Origin of the sequence: Neisseria sp. HMSC073G10 (assembly GCF_001812605.1) — a bacterium.
In the GTDB taxonomy this organism is placed as follows: domain Bacteria; phylum Pseudomonadota; class Gammaproteobacteria; order Burkholderiales; family Neisseriaceae; genus Neisseria; species Neisseria subflava_A.
This window is the reverse complement of sequence record NZ_KV809536.1, coordinates 278,688-295,265: the sequence shown is the minus strand read 5'-3', so window position 1 is coordinate 295,265 and position 16,578 is coordinate 278,688. Positions and strand designations below refer to the sequence as shown.

General features: G+C 50.2%; 18 protein-coding genes. 8 read left to right on the top strand and 10 right to left on the bottom strand.

Going from position 1 to position 16,578, the window contains the following annotated elements; all coding sequences use genetic code 11:
- Positions 1–54: 54 nt before the first annotated feature.
- The 3 genes from kdsA to HMPREF2865_RS09540 form a co-directional block, all read right to left on the bottom strand.
- Positions 55–897 carry a 3-deoxy-8-phosphooctulonate synthase gene (kdsA, locus tag HMPREF2865_RS09550; RefSeq protein WP_036472435.1) on the bottom strand — a complete coding sequence of 281 codons (843 nt, stop codon included), beginning with the start codon at positions 895–897 and terminating at the stop codon, positions 55–57.
- 74 nt (positions 898–971) lie between these two features.
- The gene (gene panD / locus HMPREF2865_RS09545) at positions 972–1,355 is read right to left on the bottom strand and encodes an aspartate 1-decarboxylase (RefSeq protein ID WP_003678944.1); all 384 of its coding nucleotides are present in this window, start codon (positions 1,353–1,355) and stop codon (positions 972–974) included.
- Positions 1,356–1,433: 78 nt separating this feature from the next.
- A complete protein-coding gene (locus HMPREF2865_RS09540; RefSeq protein ID WP_070646868.1) occupies positions 1,434–2,975 on the bottom strand; it encodes a YdgA family protein in 1,542 nt (513 codons plus the stop codon).
- 175 nt (positions 2,976–3,150) lie between these two features.
- Between HMPREF2865_RS09540 and HMPREF2865_RS09535 the strand changes: the two genes are divergently transcribed.
- Both HMPREF2865_RS09535 and trpD read left to right on the top strand, forming a co-directional pair.
- The gene (locus tag HMPREF2865_RS09535) at positions 3,151–3,741 is read left to right on the top strand and encodes an aminodeoxychorismate/anthranilate synthase component II (RefSeq protein WP_003683598.1); all 591 of its coding nucleotides are present in this window, start codon (positions 3,151–3,153) and stop codon (positions 3,739–3,741) included.
- A gap of 88 nt (positions 3,742–3,829) precedes the next feature.
- Positions 3,830–4,858 (top strand): anthranilate phosphoribosyltransferase, encoded by a 1,029-nt coding sequence (trpD, locus tag HMPREF2865_RS09530; RefSeq protein ID WP_070646867.1) that lies wholly within the window; start codon positions 3,830–3,832, stop codon positions 4,856–4,858.
- A 64-nt stretch (positions 4,859–4,922) separates the two neighbouring features.
- Here the strand turns inward: trpD and HMPREF2865_RS09525 are convergent, their stop codons facing one another.
- The 5 genes from HMPREF2865_RS09525 to HMPREF2865_RS09505 all read right to left on the bottom strand — a co-directional run bounded on the left by HMPREF2865_RS09525 (position 4,923) and on the right by HMPREF2865_RS09505 (position 8,846).
- Positions 4,923–5,171, bottom strand: a complete 249-nt coding sequence (locus HMPREF2865_RS09525; protein ID WP_070646866.1) for a CsbD family protein — start codon at positions 5,169–5,171, stop codon at positions 4,923–4,925.
- A 120-nt stretch (positions 5,172–5,291) separates the two neighbouring features.
- Positions 5,292–5,858 (bottom strand): SGNH/GDSL hydrolase family protein, encoded by a 567-nt coding sequence (locus HMPREF2865_RS09520; RefSeq protein ID WP_070646865.1) that lies wholly within the window; start codon positions 5,856–5,858, stop codon positions 5,292–5,294.
- A gap of 122 nt (positions 5,859–5,980) precedes the next feature.
- A complete protein-coding gene (locus HMPREF2865_RS09515; RefSeq protein ID WP_070646864.1) occupies positions 5,981–6,238 on the bottom strand; it encodes a hypothetical protein in 258 nt (85 codons plus the stop codon).
- Positions 6,239–6,325: 87 nt separating this feature from the next.
- A complete protein-coding gene (locus HMPREF2865_RS09510; RefSeq protein WP_070646863.1) occupies positions 6,326–8,488 on the bottom strand; it encodes a heavy metal translocating P-type ATPase in 2,163 nt (720 codons plus the stop codon).
- Between the two features lie 148 nt (positions 8,489–8,636).
- The gene (locus HMPREF2865_RS09505; protein ID WP_070646862.1) at positions 8,637–8,846 is read right to left on the bottom strand and encodes a heavy-metal-associated domain-containing protein; all 210 of its coding nucleotides are present in this window, start codon (positions 8,844–8,846) and stop codon (positions 8,637–8,639) included.
- Between the two features lie 147 nt (positions 8,847–8,993).
- On the opposite strand from HMPREF2865_RS09505, the gene cueR reads away from it, so the two are divergent.
- Positions 8,994–9,386, top strand: coding sequence for a Cu(I)-responsive transcriptional regulator (gene cueR, locus HMPREF2865_RS09500; RefSeq protein ID WP_070646861.1), 393 nt, complete (start codon positions 8,994–8,996; stop codon positions 9,384–9,386).
- 246 nt (positions 9,387–9,632) lie between these two features.
- Here cueR and HMPREF2865_RS09495 read toward each other — a convergent pair whose 3' ends face one another.
- On the bottom strand, positions 9,633–9,842 hold the full coding sequence (locus HMPREF2865_RS09495) for a heavy-metal-associated domain-containing protein (protein ID WP_004519826.1): 210 nt from the start codon (positions 9,840–9,842) through the stop codon (positions 9,633–9,635).
- 144 nt (positions 9,843–9,986) lie between these two features.
- On the opposite strand from HMPREF2865_RS09495, the gene HMPREF2865_RS09490 reads away from it, so the two are divergent.
- From HMPREF2865_RS09490 to HMPREF2865_RS09480, 3 genes are all read left to right on the top strand, one after another.
- A complete protein-coding gene (locus HMPREF2865_RS09490) occupies positions 9,987–11,159 on the top strand; it encodes a sugar transporter (RefSeq protein WP_070646860.1) in 1,173 nt (390 codons plus the stop codon).
- Positions 11,160–11,424: 265 nt separating this feature from the next.
- Positions 11,425–12,843, top strand: a complete 1,419-nt coding sequence (locus tag HMPREF2865_RS09485; RefSeq protein ID WP_070646859.1) for an SLC13 family permease — start codon at positions 11,425–11,427, stop codon at positions 12,841–12,843.
- A gap of 115 nt (positions 12,844–12,958) precedes the next feature.
- Positions 12,959–13,468: a peptidylprolyl isomerase gene (locus HMPREF2865_RS09480; RefSeq protein ID WP_070646858.1), complete on the top strand. Its 510-nt coding sequence runs from the start codon at positions 12,959–12,961 to the stop codon at positions 13,466–13,468.
- A gap of 76 nt (positions 13,469–13,544) precedes the next feature.
- On the opposite strand, the gene HMPREF2865_RS09475 is transcribed toward HMPREF2865_RS09480, so the two are convergent.
- The gene (locus HMPREF2865_RS09475) at positions 13,545–14,042 is read right to left on the bottom strand and encodes a YbhB/YbcL family Raf kinase inhibitor-like protein (RefSeq protein WP_070646857.1); all 498 of its coding nucleotides are present in this window, start codon (positions 14,040–14,042) and stop codon (positions 13,545–13,547) included.
- A gap of 186 nt (positions 14,043–14,228) precedes the next feature.
- On the opposite strand from HMPREF2865_RS09475, the gene HMPREF2865_RS09470 reads away from it, so the two are divergent.
- Positions 14,229–15,071 carry a KPN_02809 family neutral zinc metallopeptidase gene (locus tag HMPREF2865_RS09470; RefSeq protein WP_070646856.1) on the top strand — a complete coding sequence of 281 codons (843 nt, stop codon included), beginning with the start codon at positions 14,229–14,231 and terminating at the stop codon, positions 15,069–15,071.
- Positions 15,072–15,174: 103 nt separating this feature from the next.
- Positions 15,175–16,557, top strand: a complete 1,383-nt coding sequence (locus tag HMPREF2865_RS09465; RefSeq protein ID WP_070646855.1) for a phosphomannomutase/phosphoglucomutase — start codon at positions 15,175–15,177, stop codon at positions 16,555–16,557.
- The last annotated feature ends 21 nt before the right edge of the window (positions 16,558–16,578 follow it).

Below are 16,578 nucleotides of genomic sequence, written 5' to 3'. Positions count from 1 at the left end.
CAATAAAAAGGCCGTCTGAAAATGCTTTCAGACGGCCTTTTAACTTATTTGCCCTTAGCGAATATCCATAGGCGCAAACGATTTCACGGTTTCATCGATTGCTTTAACACGGGTCAGGAAATCTTCCAATTGGGCAAGCGGTAATGCGCTTGGGCCATCGCATTTGGCTTGGTCGGGATTGGCATGGGATTCAAGGAACAAACCGGCCAATCGGGTTGCCATACCGGCAAGCGCCAAGTCCAATACTTGGGCGCGACGGCCGCCTGATGCAGCAGCGCCGGATTCGCGCGTTTGCAGGGAATGGGTTACGTCAAAAATAACGGGCAGGTTGTTACACGTTTTTTTCATCACGCCAAAGCCGAGCATATCGACCACCAAGTTGTCGTAGCCGAAGTTTGCGCCGCGTTCGCACAAAATGATTTGCTCATTACCTGCTTCTTGGAATTTCTCGACGATGTTTTTCATTTGAGACGGGCTGAGGAATTGCGGCTTTTTGATGTTGATGACATTGCCGGTTTTCGCCATTGCTACCACCAAATCGGTTTGGCGTGCTAAGAAGGCGGGCAGCTGGATGACATCGCAGACTTCGGCAACCGGTTGGCATTGGTAAGGCTCGTGAACGTCGGTAATCACGGGAACGTTAAACTCGCGCTTCACCGCTTGAAAAATCTTCATACCTTCGTCCAAACCCACACCGCGGAAAGAGTGGATGGAAGAGCGGTTTGCCTTGTCAAAAGAGGCTTTGAAAACGTAAGGGATGCCGAGTTTATCGGTTACTTTAACGTATTGCTCACAGGCTTTCAGCGTAGAGTCGAGGTCTTCAAGGACATTGATTCCGCCGAAAAGGGTAAAGGGCGCATCGTTGCTGACGGTGATGTTGTTGATTTGGATATTCACGGCAAAGCCTTTCAGATAAGTTGAATTTGGGAAACAGGCCGTCTGAAACGTTTCAGACGGCCTTTGTTTGAATATTACAACACGGTGTGCGGCGGCTCATAAGAAATCACGTCGCGGATTTTATTGTTCTCATCGACGAGGACGACTTTTGGCTCATGCGCTGCAATTTCGGGTTCGGACAACATGACGTAAGACATGATAATCACGATGTCTCCTTTTTGAACCAAACGCGCGGCCGCGCCATTGAGACAAACGACACCGCTGCCGCGTTCACCGGGGATAGTGTAGGTTTCAAGACGTTCGCCGTTGTTATTGTTGACGATAGCGACTTTTTCGTTCACGCAAATACCTGCCGCATCCAGCAGGTCTTGGTCAACGGTAATGCTGCCGACGTAGTTGAGGTCGGCTTCGGTAACGGTGGCACGGTGGATTTTGCCGCCGAGCATGGTACGGAACATGGGTTTCCTTTTTGATTGTGGGTTGATTTGCGGTTTTAACTTCAGTGAAGCTAAAACCGCTGTTTGTGTGATTGAGGATTAGTTATTGGGAAAGTCTGCTTCGTCAAACTCGGGTTCCGGGTCGCTTTGAAGGACTTTTCCGTTTAATTTCAACTCGCTGTTTTGCAAAGTCAAATGGGTTTTGACATTATCGTCTTCTAAGGTCAGATATTTCTCACTTGCCATGCTTTTAATGGTGCTGTCCACCATCAGGCGCAAGGTCTCGTTGATATCATCGATGCTGGCACGGCCTGCGGCTTCATCTTCGGCATTGACGCTAAACAGGCTGCTTGCTTGGTTGACGGCGAGCTGCTCCAACAATTTTTGCGGTACGCTCATGTTGAAGTCGGCTTCGGTTTTCTTCAACATATCGCCCAAGTTGTTGAGGTCTTTGGCTGCCAAACCTTTAAACGCAAGCTTGCCGCTGACATCGACATCACCATTAGGCATAGTAAATTTGAAGGTTTTGACGTTCAAAACCGGATTGTTGGTAAACAGACCCGAAGCCTCGTTTTTGGCCGTCTGAATCAAGGAAGCCTGAATTTCTTCTTCGCTCATTTTCTTCACGGACACTTCGGCAATTTTGTTTTTCAATGCCAAAAGCGATGCGGCATCCAAATGCTCGGCAGCGACATTGATGTCCAGAGGGCCGTATTTGTCTTCGCCATAGGTCAGGCTTTCAAATTGGAAGCGGCCTTCGCTGTTGATGAATTTATCGACTTCGCCGGTCTGCGTATCGAAACGCAGTTTGCTGACTTCGATTTTAGACGGAGCAATCGTGCCGGTCGGATTGATAAACGCACCGATTTGCAGGTTGGTCACAAGGTTGACCAATTCGTTCAACTTAACGTTGTAATCAATGTTTTCTTTCCATTGCAGCAGGAATTTATCCAGCGTAATGCTGCTCTTGCCCAAAGAAAGCTTGGTCAGGCCGTCTTCCGTTTCGGATTGGAAGCGCAGGTTTTCCAAAGACACATCGCCTTTGTCGGCCAATTTGACTTGCAAAGACGGCGCAAGATAATCGTGACGATAGCTTTTGAAGCCTTGGCTGTAATCGGTATTGCCGCTAAAGCCTTTCCAGTTGAGCTTGATACCTGAGAGCTCTTCATAGTCGAAGGCAGGGATATTGAGGCTGAGTTTGCCGTCGCCGGAAAGGTAAACCGTATTGGTCATGGTCAACGGCGTTTGCTGGCCGAAGAAGCGGTCTAAAACTTTTTTGGTTTCCGGATGGTATTGGAACTCGGTTTCCACGTGCGCACGCGTGCCGAAGCCGCCGGCAAACGGGCCGTGTGTCACATGGTTAATGACCGTAATCGGCTCTTGCAGGACGGTTTTCAAATTGTCCGGCAGGTATTTTTGCGTATTTTGAAGCAGGGTCGGCTTGAGGCGGATGACGGTCGTCTCAGTTGAACTGAACCAGCCGCGATCGTATTGGTGGGACTCAACGGTCAGGAAACCGGAGTCCTGCAACAGCTTTTGTTGCTCGGTCAGGCTTTCTTCCGCTTTGACACCAAGATAATAAGGTGTGCCGAGCGCAGCGGCGACAACGACGGCGGCAGTCGGGATAAGATACTTTTTCATCACTTCAAACAGATTAGGTTCAAAGCGTAAAGCATAGCATTTTTTAGCTGTTTTGTCTTATCCGCCGTTTCAAACGGCCTTTAGGTAAAGATTGTGATATTATGCAAACATAAACGATTTTTACACTTTTGGCAGGCCTTACCCTGTCTGCCAAGATGTCATTAAAGGTTTGCAAATGCTTTTATTTATCGACAATTACGACAGCTTCACCTACAACATCGTCCAATACTTTGCCGAATTGGGGCAGGAAGTTTTGGTTCGCTGCAACGATGAAATCACCATCGAAGAAATCGAAGCCCTAAAACCTCAATATCTGGTCATCGGCCCCGGCCCTTGTTCCCCGAAAGAAGCAGGCATTTCTGTTGCGGCCATGCAGCACTTTGCCGGCAGGCTGCCCGTCATGGGCGTGTGTCTCGGCCATCAAACCATGGGCGAAGCGTTCGGCGGCAATGTCGTGCGCGCGCAAACAATGATGCACGGCAAAGTCTCCCCTGTTTTCCATCACGGCACAGGCATGTTTAAAGACCTGCCCAATCCGGTCAACTGCACGCGCTACCATAGCCTTGCCATCGACCGCGCCACCCTGCCCGACTGCCTCGAAATTACCGCATGGACGGAAGACGGCGAAATCATGGGCGTACGCCACAAAGAATATGCCGTCGAAGGCGTACAGTTCCACCCCGAAGCCCTGCTGACCGAACACGGCCACGATATGCTGAAAAACTTCTTGGAAGAATTCAAAGACTATCGTCCGCAAAAATCTTAATGAAAGGCCGTCTGAAAGGTGTTTGACAGTGTTCAAACCGCATTTTCAGACGGCCTGAATCACATCGGACACGAACAAAGGAAAAATCATGATTACCCCTCAACAAGCGATTGAACGCCTCATCAGCAACAACGAACTTTTCTACGATGAAATGACCGACCTCATGCGCCAAATCATGAGCGGCCAAGTTCCGCCCGAGCAAATCGCCGCCATCCTGACCGGCCTGCGGATTAAAGTTGAAACCGTTTCCGAGATTACCGCCGCAGCCAGCGTGATGCGTGAATTTGCCACTAAAGTGCCGCTGGAAAACGCCGATGACTTGGTCGATATTGTCGGCACGGGCGGCGACGGTGCCAAAACCTTCAATATTTCCACGACTTCCATGTTTGTCGCGGCTGCGGCAGGCGCGAAAGTCGCCAAACACGGCGGCCGCTCCGTTTCTTCATCCAGCGGCGCTGCCGATGTTATGGAACAAATGGGCGCCAACCTCAATCTCAACCCCGAACAGGTTGCCCAAAGTATTCAGCAAACCGGCATCGGCTTTATGTTCGCGCCCAACCATCACAGCGCCATGCGCTATGTTGCTCCCGTCCGCCGTTCGCTCGGCTTCCGCAGCATCTTCAATATCTTGGGCCCACTGACCAATCCGGCCGGCGCGGCAAACCAACTCTTGGGCGTGTTCCACATCGACTTGTGCGGCATTCTTTCCCGCGTATTGCAACAACTTGGTTCCAAACATGTTTTGGTTGTGTGCGGCGAAGGCGGTTTGGATGAAATCACGCTGACCGGCAAAACCCGCGTTGCCGAACTGAAAGACGGAAAAATTACCGAATACGACATCAGCCCGGCCGATTTCGGCATGGAAGTCCGCCGCAATTTAGACGAAATCAAAGTCGAAAATGCGCAAGAATCCCTGCAAAAAATGAACGAAGTGCTGGACGGCAAAGCCGGTGCCGCACGCGATATCGTCGTCCTCAATGCCGCCGCCGCGCTCTATGCAGGAAATGCGGTTACTTCGCTGGCAGATGGCGTCAAAGCTGCTCAAGAAGCCATCGACTCCGGCAAAGCCAAAGCCAAAAAAGACGAATTTATCGAATTTGGCAAACAGTTTGCCTAAACTTTAAAACCATAAACAAAGGCCGTCTGAAAAATCTTTCAGACGGCCTTTTATTCTTTAAATATTAAAATTTGCTTTTAATATCATTAATCAAGCCTTCAGCTTTTTCTTTGGCTTCATCAACCAAATGCTCGGCTTCTTCTTTGCCTTTTTGCAAAACATCACCTGCTTTTTCTTCAATATCGCCGACCACTTCTTTTACTTTGCCAACGCCTTGTTGAACCAAGCCCTCAGCTTCAAGTTTAGCATTGCCGGATACATCGCCAGCCACTTCTTTTACTTTACCGCTGATTTTATCTAATTCGCCGCTCATGGTCATACTCCTGGATTAAATGTTGATAGGATGAGTGCTACATTACCTTATATCGGGGGCTTCGTTTCAACTTTAAAGGCCGTCTGAAAGCCAAAACATGACAAAACGAGTTAAATTAGGTTAATCCATCTGTTTCAATATCGCTTCGGCTACTGCCTTGCCTATTATCTTACTGCCGAACTCATTGAAATGAAGCCCGTCGCACAGCATCACATCGGTCAAATCCTGCTCAAACATCAAACCGTATAAATCGTTGACGGTAAAACCATATTGCCTTGCCAAATCCTCCGCCACACGGTTATAGGCCTTCAAATCAGCCAGATAGCGGCGCGAGGGTTTGACGATATTGTGTACGCTTTCCAAAAACGGCGTACTGCTTGCCCAAATAATTTTTGCCCCAGTCTGTTTCAGATAATCAAAAATTTGAATCAGGTTGCTGCGGTAGGTTTCTATATCGGCCACCGGCTCATTACAGCCTTGATTGTAGCGGATATCGTGTAAACCGCAGTTGATGTGGATAATGTCTACCACAGTCGCGCCCTCTGTCCATTGCCCGATATGCTCTAACACATCATGTGACGAACGGCAGTTTTCCGATGGAGTAACAATATCCGCATCAGGCAAAGCGGCACGTGTGTAAGGCTCCGAAGCAAGCCGCACGGAGTCGCCGATTAAGTAAACGGTCATTTTTGTTCTCCTCCCTTTATTTGAACAAACAGCACGGCCGTCTGAAATATCACTTATATTATTATAAGAGTGCTATTTTAGACGGCCTTAACTTCAGTCAAGTTTTATTGTTAAATCATAAATTAACGCTGACTGTTTTTATAAAAATCAATTAATTGCTTGGCTTGCAACATGGGCAGGCCAAAATGGTCACTCACGACTTTCAAATCCTTCCATTCCTGACCAGTCAGATTTTGCCCAACCCATTTGAGGTTTTCCGGATTGCTTTTGATTTTCTCAAAATACGCCTGCTTGCGTTTCCAGTTGCGCGACCACACCAGTAACATGGTAAAAATACATAAAACAATCAATACAATATTGGTAAACAACATCATGCCCATACAACATACTCCCGCTTGAGTCTCGAAATCAGAAAATATGGATTAAAGGCCGTCTGATAAAACAGTCTTCAGACGGCCTTTATATTATCATTCAATATTCACCCGTTTCAGGCGCAAGGCATTGCTCAACACGGAAACCGAGCTTGCCGCCATTGCCGCGCCTGCGATGACGGGGTTTAAAAAGCCAAGCGCAGCGAGTGGAATGCCCAAGATATTGTAGAAGAAGGCGAAAAACAGGTTTTGCTTGATGTTTTTCAAAGTCGCCTGCGATACCAACAGGGCATCGGCGAGCTGGTTGACCGAATGCTGCATCAGCGTGGCGGATGCGGTGTGTTCGGCAACGTCCGCACCACCTTTCATGGCGAAGCTGACGTTGGCGGCGGCGAGCGCGGGGGCGTCGTTGATACCATCGCCGACCATCGCCACGGTTTTGCCGGTGGCTTTGAGTTTCTGCACTTCGGCAGCTTTATCGCGCGGACTCATATTACCGAAGGCGTGTGCGATGCCCAGTTGTTTGGCGACATATTCAACCGTTCCTTGGTTGTCGCCGCTCATGATGTAAACGTTGATGCCGTGTTTTTTCAGACGGCCTATGGCTTCGGCGGTATCGGCTTTCAATGCGTCGGCAAGTGCGAATGCGCCGATAGGTTTGTTATCGACCGAGACTGCAACAATGCTTGCAATGTCCCAAACGCCGTCTGAAAACTTCGGCAAGGTCAGTTCGGCAAATTCGGCTTTGCCTGCTTTCACCAAACCCACGCCTTCCACTTCGGCGGTAATGCCTGCGCCGACAACGGTTTGCGCGTTTTGTGCGGCGGGAATGTCCAAACCGCGCGCTTGGGCGGCGGAAACGATGGCTCGGGCGAGCGGATGAGCGGCGTTTTGTTCGACGGCGGCGGCGATGCGGTACAAAGCGTCTTCGTCAAAGCCGCTGTCGGGAACGCAATAAACGGCGGCAACCTGCGGCTTGCCTTCGGTCAGCGTGCCGGTTTTGTCCAGCACGACGGCATCGACGTGGGCGGCTTCTTCCATTGCCGCCGCGTCTTTAAACCAAATACCGTGTTTCACCGCTTTGCCCATGCCGACCATAATCGCGGCAGGGGTTGCCAGACCGAGCGCGCACGGGCAGGCAATCACCAAAACGGCAACGGCGTGCATCAATGCGACCGTCCAATCGCCTTTCACCAGCCAAGTGGCGATAAAAGTCAAAAGCGCGATGCCCACGACGGCAGGCACGAACACCGCCGCCGCTTTATCGGCCACACGCGCAATCGGTGCTTTGCTGCCTTGTGCTTCAGAAAGCGCGTTCATCATGTCGCCGAGCAAGGTTTGGCTGCCGAGCTGCGTAGCGCGGTACACCACGCTGCCTTCGGTCATCAGCGCGCCTGCCAACACTTTGCCGCCCGCCTTTTTCTCTTCGGGGTTGGATTCGCCGGTAAGATGGCTCTCATCCGCCCAGCCGCTGCCGCTTTCGATGATGCCGTCGGCAGCAATACGTTCGCCGTGGTTGGCGCGGATAAGGTCGCCGATTTGTACTTGGTCGATGGGCAGTTGTTTCCATTCGCCATCGCGTTGCACGTTGACTTGGGTCGGCGTGAGCTTGAGCAGCAAGCCCAAGCTGTTCAGGCTGGATTTTTTGGTGCGGTGTTCCAAAAATTTGCCCAGCGACACAAAACCGATCACCATCACGCCTACTTCAAAATACACGTGTGCCATGCCGTGCGCCGCGTGCGGGCTGAAAAACAGCATATAAACGGAATACAGGTAAATCGATACCGTGCCGATGGTAACCAGCACGTCCATGTTCGCCAACCCGCCCTTAATGCTTGCCCACGCGCTTTTGTAAAACGGGATGGCCAGCCAAAGTTGCACTATGCTTGCCAGCACAAATTGCCATACAGGCGGAATCATCCAATCGTGCCGCCCGATCATCATCCCTGCCATGCCGATAAGGAACGGAATATTGATGGCCAACAAAAGCCACAGCCTCCAGCTTACATGCGCTGCTTCTTCGGGCTGCGGCAGCGCGTCTTCCGTTTTTTCCTTCGCGCCGTAACCGGTTTTCTCAATGATTTTGACGATGTCGGCAGCGGAAGTTTTGCTGTCGTCAAACGTAACCTGCGCCTCCTCGCTGGCAAAGTTTACCCCTGCCGATTCGACAAAATCTTTTTTGTTCAACACTTTTTCAATACGCGAAGCGCAGGCCTGACAGGTCATGCCTTCGATTTGGAAACGGACTTTTTGTTGCATGGCAAAGCCTCCTATTGATTGTTTGGCGCGTGTTTTTTTGCGTTTCTATATTATCAAACGAAAACGACATAATGGCAAAAAGTAAGTTATCAAGAGACAAAGGCCGTCTGAAGCGTTTCAGACGTCCTTTTCAAAATACGCTTATTGGTTACAAAGCCACATCATAGCCGCCATCTTCTACGGCATCAATCAGCGCGTCGGTATCTGTCTTGCTTTCATCAAAAGTAATCACTGCATTTTTGTTTTCCAAGCTGACTTCTGCTTTTTCCACGCCTTCTACGCCTTCCAAAAGACGGGTTACGCTTTTCACGCAGCCGCCGCAGGTCATGCCGTCGATGTTTAATGTGATGGTTTGCATAGGGTTTCCTTTCTGTTGGAATGAGGCTGAGGTTTTAAAGCCCGTTGCAGCCAAAGCTTTCAGGTAACCTGAAATGATGGGTCTGCTCTTGCTTTCCCGCTAAGTGCCGCCACTATAAAGCTTTACCCGAAGTAAAGGTCAAGCATCATGATGAACATCAGCCAGGCCGCGGCCGAGAGCGGCCTTTCCGCCAAACAAATCCGCGACTACGAAAAGCACGGCCTAATCGCCCCGGCCGCGCGCAGCGAAGCGGGCTACCGCCGCTACGGACAGGCCGACCTTGTCCGGCTGCGCTTTATCCGCCATGCGCGGGAAGTGGGCTTTTCGCTGCCGCAGATCGGGCAGCTTTTGAGCCTGCAACACAACCCGCAGCGTACCAGCCGCGAAGTGAAAACGCTCACCGCGCGGCACATCGCCGAGCTGGAAGCCAAAATCGAACGCTTGCAGGGCATGGTGGCTGAGCTGCAACGTTGGCACGATGCCTGCACGGGAGACGACTTCCCGGATTGTGCGATTTTGGCCGGGCTGGAGGAGCGTTAGGCGGCTTGGGCAGAATAGAAACAGGCTACCTGAAAAGTTTCAGGTAGCCTTAGTCGGCCGCTAACGGTTTGGTACAGGCCTCGTCGTAATACGGCAGCCACTTGCCGCCGCTTTGCTTCAGATATGCGCGAAAACTTTTGTTTACCCGTGTGGCGGTATAATCCAAATAATGGCAAAAAGTAAGTTATCAAGAGACAGAGGCCGTCTGAAGCGTTTCAGACGGCCTTTTCAAAATACGCTTATCGGTTACAAAGCCACATCGTAGCCGCCGTCTTCTACGGCATCAATCAGCGCATCGGTATCTGTCTTGCTTTCATCAAAAGTAATCACTGCATTTTTGTTTTCCAAGCTGACTTCTGCTTTTTCCACGCCTTCTACGCCTTCCAAAAGACGGGTTACGCTTTTCACGCAGCCGCCGCAGGTCATGCCGTCGATATTGAGGGTAACAGTTTGCATTTGTATTTCCTTTCATTCAAACAAATATAGTTGCCAAATACTTTACTCCTTACACAAACAGCTTGCAAATTCTTCATTAAGGCCGTCTGAAAAATGCAGATAGGCGTACAATAACGACCTTTGCTTCATCAAACGGACATAATAATGACTTCAACATTCAAACAATGGGTTAGCGTATGCGCGCTGGCGGTGGGTGCGTTTATTTTCAATACCACCGAATACATTCCGATTGCGCTTTTGAGCGACATCGGTCAGAGCTTTGGCAAACCGGCAACGGAAGTGGGCATGATGATTACGGTGTATGCGTGGATTGTTGCGCTCCTATCACTGCCGCTGATGCTGATGACGAAAAACATCGAACGGCGCAAATTATTGCTGATGCTGTTTGCACTGTTTGCGCTGTTTCACGCGCTGTCGTTTTTTTCTTGGAACTTCAACATCCTTTTGGTCAGCCGTATCGGAATTGCGCTGACACACGCGGTCTTTTGGTCAATTACGGCTTCTTTGGCAGTACGGCTTGCTCCCGCCGGCAAAACCAATCAGGCTTTGGGCTTGCTCAGTACGGGTACGGTTTTGGCGATGGTTTTGGGCATTCCGCTGGGGCGCGTGGTCGGGCAATACTTCGGCTGGCAGCTCAGCTTCCTGCTGATTGGGGTTTGCGCTGCCGGCGTAATGCTGGTATTGGCCAAAAACCTGCCTGCTTTACCCAGCCAAAATACCGGCTCTTTAAGCAGCCTGCCGAGTTTATTCAAACGCCGCAACCTGATGTTGCTTTATACCATGACGGTGTTGATTATTACAGCCCATTTCACGGCATACAGCTATATCGAACCTTTTGTGTTGCAAGTTGGCGGATTTAAGGCTGAACAAGTCACCATCGTTTTAAGCCTGTATGGTTTGGCAGGATTTGCCGCATCTTATCTATTCGGCAAATGGTTTGCCAAAGCGCAACGTTTGTTTATGCTCGGCGCGGTGGCGGTCATCCTGCTTTCCGCCCTACTGCTTCTGCCGCTTGCCTCTTTCCCGTATGCAGTATATGCGCTGGTGTTTATTTGGGGCGTGGCCATCGTCATCGTCAGCTTGGGCATGGTGTCGAAAGTCTTGGCATTTGCCTCGGATGCAACAGATGTGGCCAACTCGATTTATTCAGGTTTGTACAACGTCGGTATCGGCGGCGGTGCGCTTTGGGGGCATTATGTGACCACTTGGTTCGGTCTTTCCAATATCGGCATTGCCGGAGCCTTGCTGGCGGCGGCAGGTCTGGCCGTTTGCGGCTTGTTGTTTAAGGAACAAGACAATCTGACGCAAAATGTTTAAATCCATATAAATCAGGATGGTATTACTGACCCGGCCGTAATTTTGGCAGTTTTACCGATTTGTCCTGATTCTTACTAACTCACGATGGGTCTTTATTCCGCCGGATAAGCAGTTTTCTTGCTGCTTATCCGGTTTTCATTTCATTTTTAAAAAATAATTTACAATTTGTTTACACTACATTAAATTACAAATATACTGTCGTCTATTAGGCCGTCTGAACGTACGGCTGAAAAGAAAAACCAATCATGTTTCAGAGGAATACATCATGGACTTAAACGCCAAGGATAAGACTCAGCATCCTGAGAACGTCGAGCTTCTCAGTGCACAGAAGCCGATTACCGACTTTAAAGGACTGCTGACGACCATTATCTCTGCTGTTGTCTGCTTCGGCATTTATTACATTCTTCCCTACAGTACCGATGCCAACAAAGGTATCGCGCTGTTGCTTTTCGTTGCGGCACTCTGGTTTACCGAAGCCGTACACATTACCGTTACCGCACTGATGATCCCTATCCTTGCCGTTGTACTCGGCTTCCCGGATATGGACATCAAAAAAGCGATGGCAGGTTTCTCCGACCCGACGATTTACATCTTCTTCGGCGGCTTCGCGCTTGCAACCGCCCTGCACATGCAGCGTCTCGACCGTAAAATCGCCGTCAGCCTGTTGCGCCTGTCACGCGGCAATATGAAAGTTGCCGTGTTGATGCTGTTTGCCGTTACTGCCTTCCTGTCTATGTGGATCAGTAATACTGCGACTGCCGCGATGATGCTGCCTTTGGCAATGGGTATGATGAGCCACCTCGACCAAGAAAAAGAACGCAAAACCTACGTTTTCGTCCTGCTCGGCATCGCCTACTGCGCCAGTATCGGCGGCTTGGGTACCGTGGTCGGTTCTCCACCGAACATGATTGCCGCCAAAGCGCTGAACTTGGACTTCGTCGGCTGGATGAAGCTCGGCCTGCCGATGATGCTGTTGATTCTGCCGCTGATGCTGTTCTCCATGTACGTCATCCTCAAGCCTAATTTGAACGAGCGTGTGGAAGTTAAAGCCGAATCTATCCCTTGGACTTTGCACCGCGTTATCGCGCTGTTGATTTTCTTGGCCGCAGCCATCGCTTGGGTATTCAGCTCCAAAATCAAAGCTGCATTCGGTATTTCCAACCCTGATACCGTTATCGCCCTGATTGCCGCCGTTGCCGTCGTCGTATTCGGCGTGGCGCAATGGAAAGAAGTTGCCCGTAATACCGACTGGGGTGTATTGATGCTCTTCGGTGGCGGTATCAGCTTGAGCGCGTTGCTGCAATCTTCCGGCGCATCTGAAGCATTGGGTCAGCAAGTTGCTTCCACATTCTCCCATTCTCCTGCATTGCTGGTGATTTTCGTGGTTGCCGCCTTCATCATCTTCCTGACCGAGTTCACCAGTAACACCGCTTCTGCCGCCCTGCTTGTGCCTATTTTCGCCAGCATCGCCGCGCAAATGGGTCTGCCAGAACAAGTCTTGGTATTCGTCATCGGCATTGGCGCATCTTGTGCCTTCATGTTGCCGGTTGCCACGCCGCCTAACGCGATTGTGTTTGGTACAGGCTTGATTAAGCAACGCGAAATGATGAACGTCGGCTTATTGCTGAACGTCCTCTGTATCCTGTTGGTTGCACTGTGGGCTTATTTCGTCCTGATGCCGTAAACCCTTAAGCATAGTCCAGGCCGTCTGAAAGAATATTTTTCAGACGGCCTTGAAGTTTCTCGTTCAGACACAATTTAACGAATGATTAAAACCGGATTCTAACGAAAGGAAACCCATGATTATCCTGCACACCAACAAAGGCGACATCAAAATCGAACTCGACTTCGACAAAGCCCCCGTTACTGCTAAAAACTTCGAGCAATACGTTAAAGACAGCTTCTACGACGGCGTAATCTTCCACCGCGTCATCAAAGGCTTTATGATTCAAGGTGGCGGCATGGATGAAAACATGAACGAAAAAGAAACCCGCGATCCGATTCAAAACGAAGCGTCCAACGGTTTGCCTAACGAAAAATACACCATCGCCATGGCGCGTACTTCCGATCCTCATTCTGCCAGCGCGCAATTCTTCATCAACACTGCCGACAACGCTTTCCTGAACTTCCGTTCTAAAGAGCTGTATGGCAAAACCGTAGTCCAAGACTGGGGCTATGCCGTATTCGGTAAAGTCGTTGACGGTTTTGACGTTGTCGATGCCATCGAAGGCGTTTCTACCAAACGTCACGGCTACCACGACGACGTACCGAGCGAACCTGTCATCATCACTAAAGCCGAAGTGGTTTAATTGATTTGATTTCCCATAAAAACAGCCTGTCCGAATTAAAACCGGACAGGCTGTTTTTCAATAATGACACATACCGTCACACATCATAAGTACCGACCACGCATGCCGAATCCAAGACATGACCCTGCATGGCAAAATGCAGCTCATTAAAGCGGAAACCGCGCGGTAAATCCAAAACAGTATCCAGCGCGTACACAATCAGTTCATAACGATGGCGGTTGTTCGGTGGTGCCATACCGCCGTAAAAAGAAGCTTCTTCGATTTCAAATTTACCCAACGCGCTCGCCCAAGTGTTCGCGCCCTGAGTGAAATCTGTTGCAGAAATACTCTCATTTTCTGCCACTAAAGTGCGTTTCAAATCCGAAATCAACCAATGCGTCCATACGAAGCCGGATGCTGAAATGGCATCTTTGTCTTCCAACACCACGGCAAACGATTTTGTTCCTTCAGGCGCATCTTCGATTTCAAAAGGAATCGAATAAGAAGGCATACCGCTCGGGCTGAACTGGCTGCCGCGCTTGCCGTATTTGTCTTCAAATTCGCCGTTGACAATAGCTTTACTGCTGACTTTCATCTTATATCTCCCAATAGTAGGTTTGTTCATTCTAACAAACCCCAAGGCCGTCTGAAAGATACTGCCGTTTTCACTTTCCCGATGCCGCATTTTCAGACGGCCTCAAGCAATATTCACAATTCGATCAAACACATTTGACATTCCATAGTATAATCCGCCGCATGAAAATTACACAGGATACGCATTATGGATTGGAAAGGTCGTGAACAAAGCCAAAACGTCGAAGATCGCCGCGGAAGCCGTGGCGGCGGCGGTGGCGGTAAAACGCCGGGCATACTCGGCATTATCGTGGTTTTGATCGGCGCATATTACGGCGTGGATTTGAGCGGTTTGGTTGGCGGCTCATCTTCGATGGGCATTCCTACCCAGCAAGCTTCCCGACTCGACAGCCAACAAGAAGCCGAGTTGAAAGAACTGTCCCGTGTCGTCCTTGCTAATACCGAAAAAGCATGGAGTAAATATTTCCAGCAACACGGCCAACACTACACACCGACAACCATGGTGTTGTATGAAGGCAGTACGTCCACCGCCTGCGGTACGGGCCAATCTGCCATGGGCCCGTTTTACTGTCCGGGCGACCAAAGAGTTTATTTGGATTTGAGTTTCTACGAAGACATGCGCACCAAGCTCGAATCCGCCAGCGATGCCGCGTTTGCCTACGTTATTGCCCATGAAGTCGGCCATCACGTTCAAAACCTGCTCGGCATTCTGCCTAAAGTCCACAAAATGCAACAGCAAGTCGGCAAAAAAGAGGCCAATGCCCTTTCCGTCAAACTCGAATTGCAGGCCGACTGTTTCGCTGGTATTTGGGGACACTACGCCATCAACAAAAATATCTTCAAAACAGAAGACATTCAAAAAGCTATGCTTGCCGCCGAATCCGTCGGCGATGACCGCTTGCAGAAACAGGCTCAGGGCTATGTCGTTCCCGACAGCTTTACCCATGGCTCGTCCGAAGAACGCATGACTTGGCTCAAGCGCGGTTTGGAAAGCGGCGACATCAAACAGTGCAACACTTTCAACAATTGATTCGTCGATGTAACGACAAAAGGCCGTCTGATTTTTTCAGACGGCCTTTTAGCCGTGTTAAAATAATACCTATTATTTTCCCTTAAATTCAAAGGAAATCCACATGGCAAATATCGCCCGCGACATTTTCAAAGCCTACGACATCCGGGGCATCGTCGGTAAAACCCTGACCGACGAAGCTGCATACTTAGTTGGCAAAGCCATTGCCACCAAAGCCTCCGAAAAAGGTATTACCCGCATCGCACTCGGTCGCGACGGCCGTTTGAGCGGTCCCGGCCTGATGGCACAAATTCAACGCGGTTTCACAGACAGCGGCATCGACGTCCTCAACGTCGGCATGGTTGCCACCCCTATGCTCTACTTCGCAGCCATCAACGAATGCGGCGGCAGCGGCGTGATGATTACCGGCAGCCACAATCCGCCCGATTACAACGGTTTCAAAATGATGCTCGGCGGCGACACGCTCGCAGGCGAAGCCATTCAAGAACTTTTAGCCATTATTGAAAAAGACGGTTTTGTTGCCGCCGACAAACAAGGCAGCGTAACCGAAAAAGACATCTCCGGTGAATACCACAACAACATCGTCGGCCACATCAAGCTCAAACGCCCGATGAAAATCGTGATTGACGCGGGCAATGGTGTCGGCGGTGCATTCGCGGGCAAACTCTACAAAGGTTTGGGCAATGAAGTTACCGAACTTTTCTGCGAAGTGGACGGTAATTTCCCTAATCACCACCCTGACCCTTCCAAACCGAAAAACCTGCAAGACCTCATCGTCGAACTCAAAAACGGCGATGCCGAAATCGGCTTGGCATTTGACGGCGATGCCGACCGCTTGGGTGTGGTCACCAAAGACGGCAACATCATCTATCCAGACCGCCAACTGATGCTTTTCGCGCAAGACGTGTTGAGCCGCAATCCTAAAGCCAAAGTGATTTTCGACGTCAAATCCACCCGTCTACTCGCGCCTTGGATTAAAGAACACGACGGCGAACCTGTGATGGAAAAAACCGGCCACAGCTTCATCAAATCCACCATGAAAAAAACCGGCGCACTGGTTGCCGGCGAAATGAGCGGCCACGTTTTCTTTAAAGAACGCTGGTACGGCTTCGACGACGGTATGTATGCCGGCGCACGCCTCTTGGAAATCCTGTCTGCCTTCGACAATCCGTCCGAAGTATTGAACAAGCTGCCGCAAAGCATTTCCACTCCGGAACTCAACATCGACCTGCCGGAAGGCAGCAACGGCCACAAAGTGATTGAAGAGCTGGCTGCCAATGCCAAGTTTGAAGGTGCGACCGAAATCATCACCATCGATGGCTTGCGCGTTGAATTCCCTGACGGCTTCGGCCTGATGCGTGCTTCCAATACCACGCCGATTTTGGTATTGCGTTTTGAAGCGGATACGCAAGAAGCGATTGAGCGTATTCAAAACCAATTCAAAGCAGTCATTGAAAGCAATCCTGCATTGAAATGGCCGCTGTAAGGGTTTAGATTAAAACAAAAG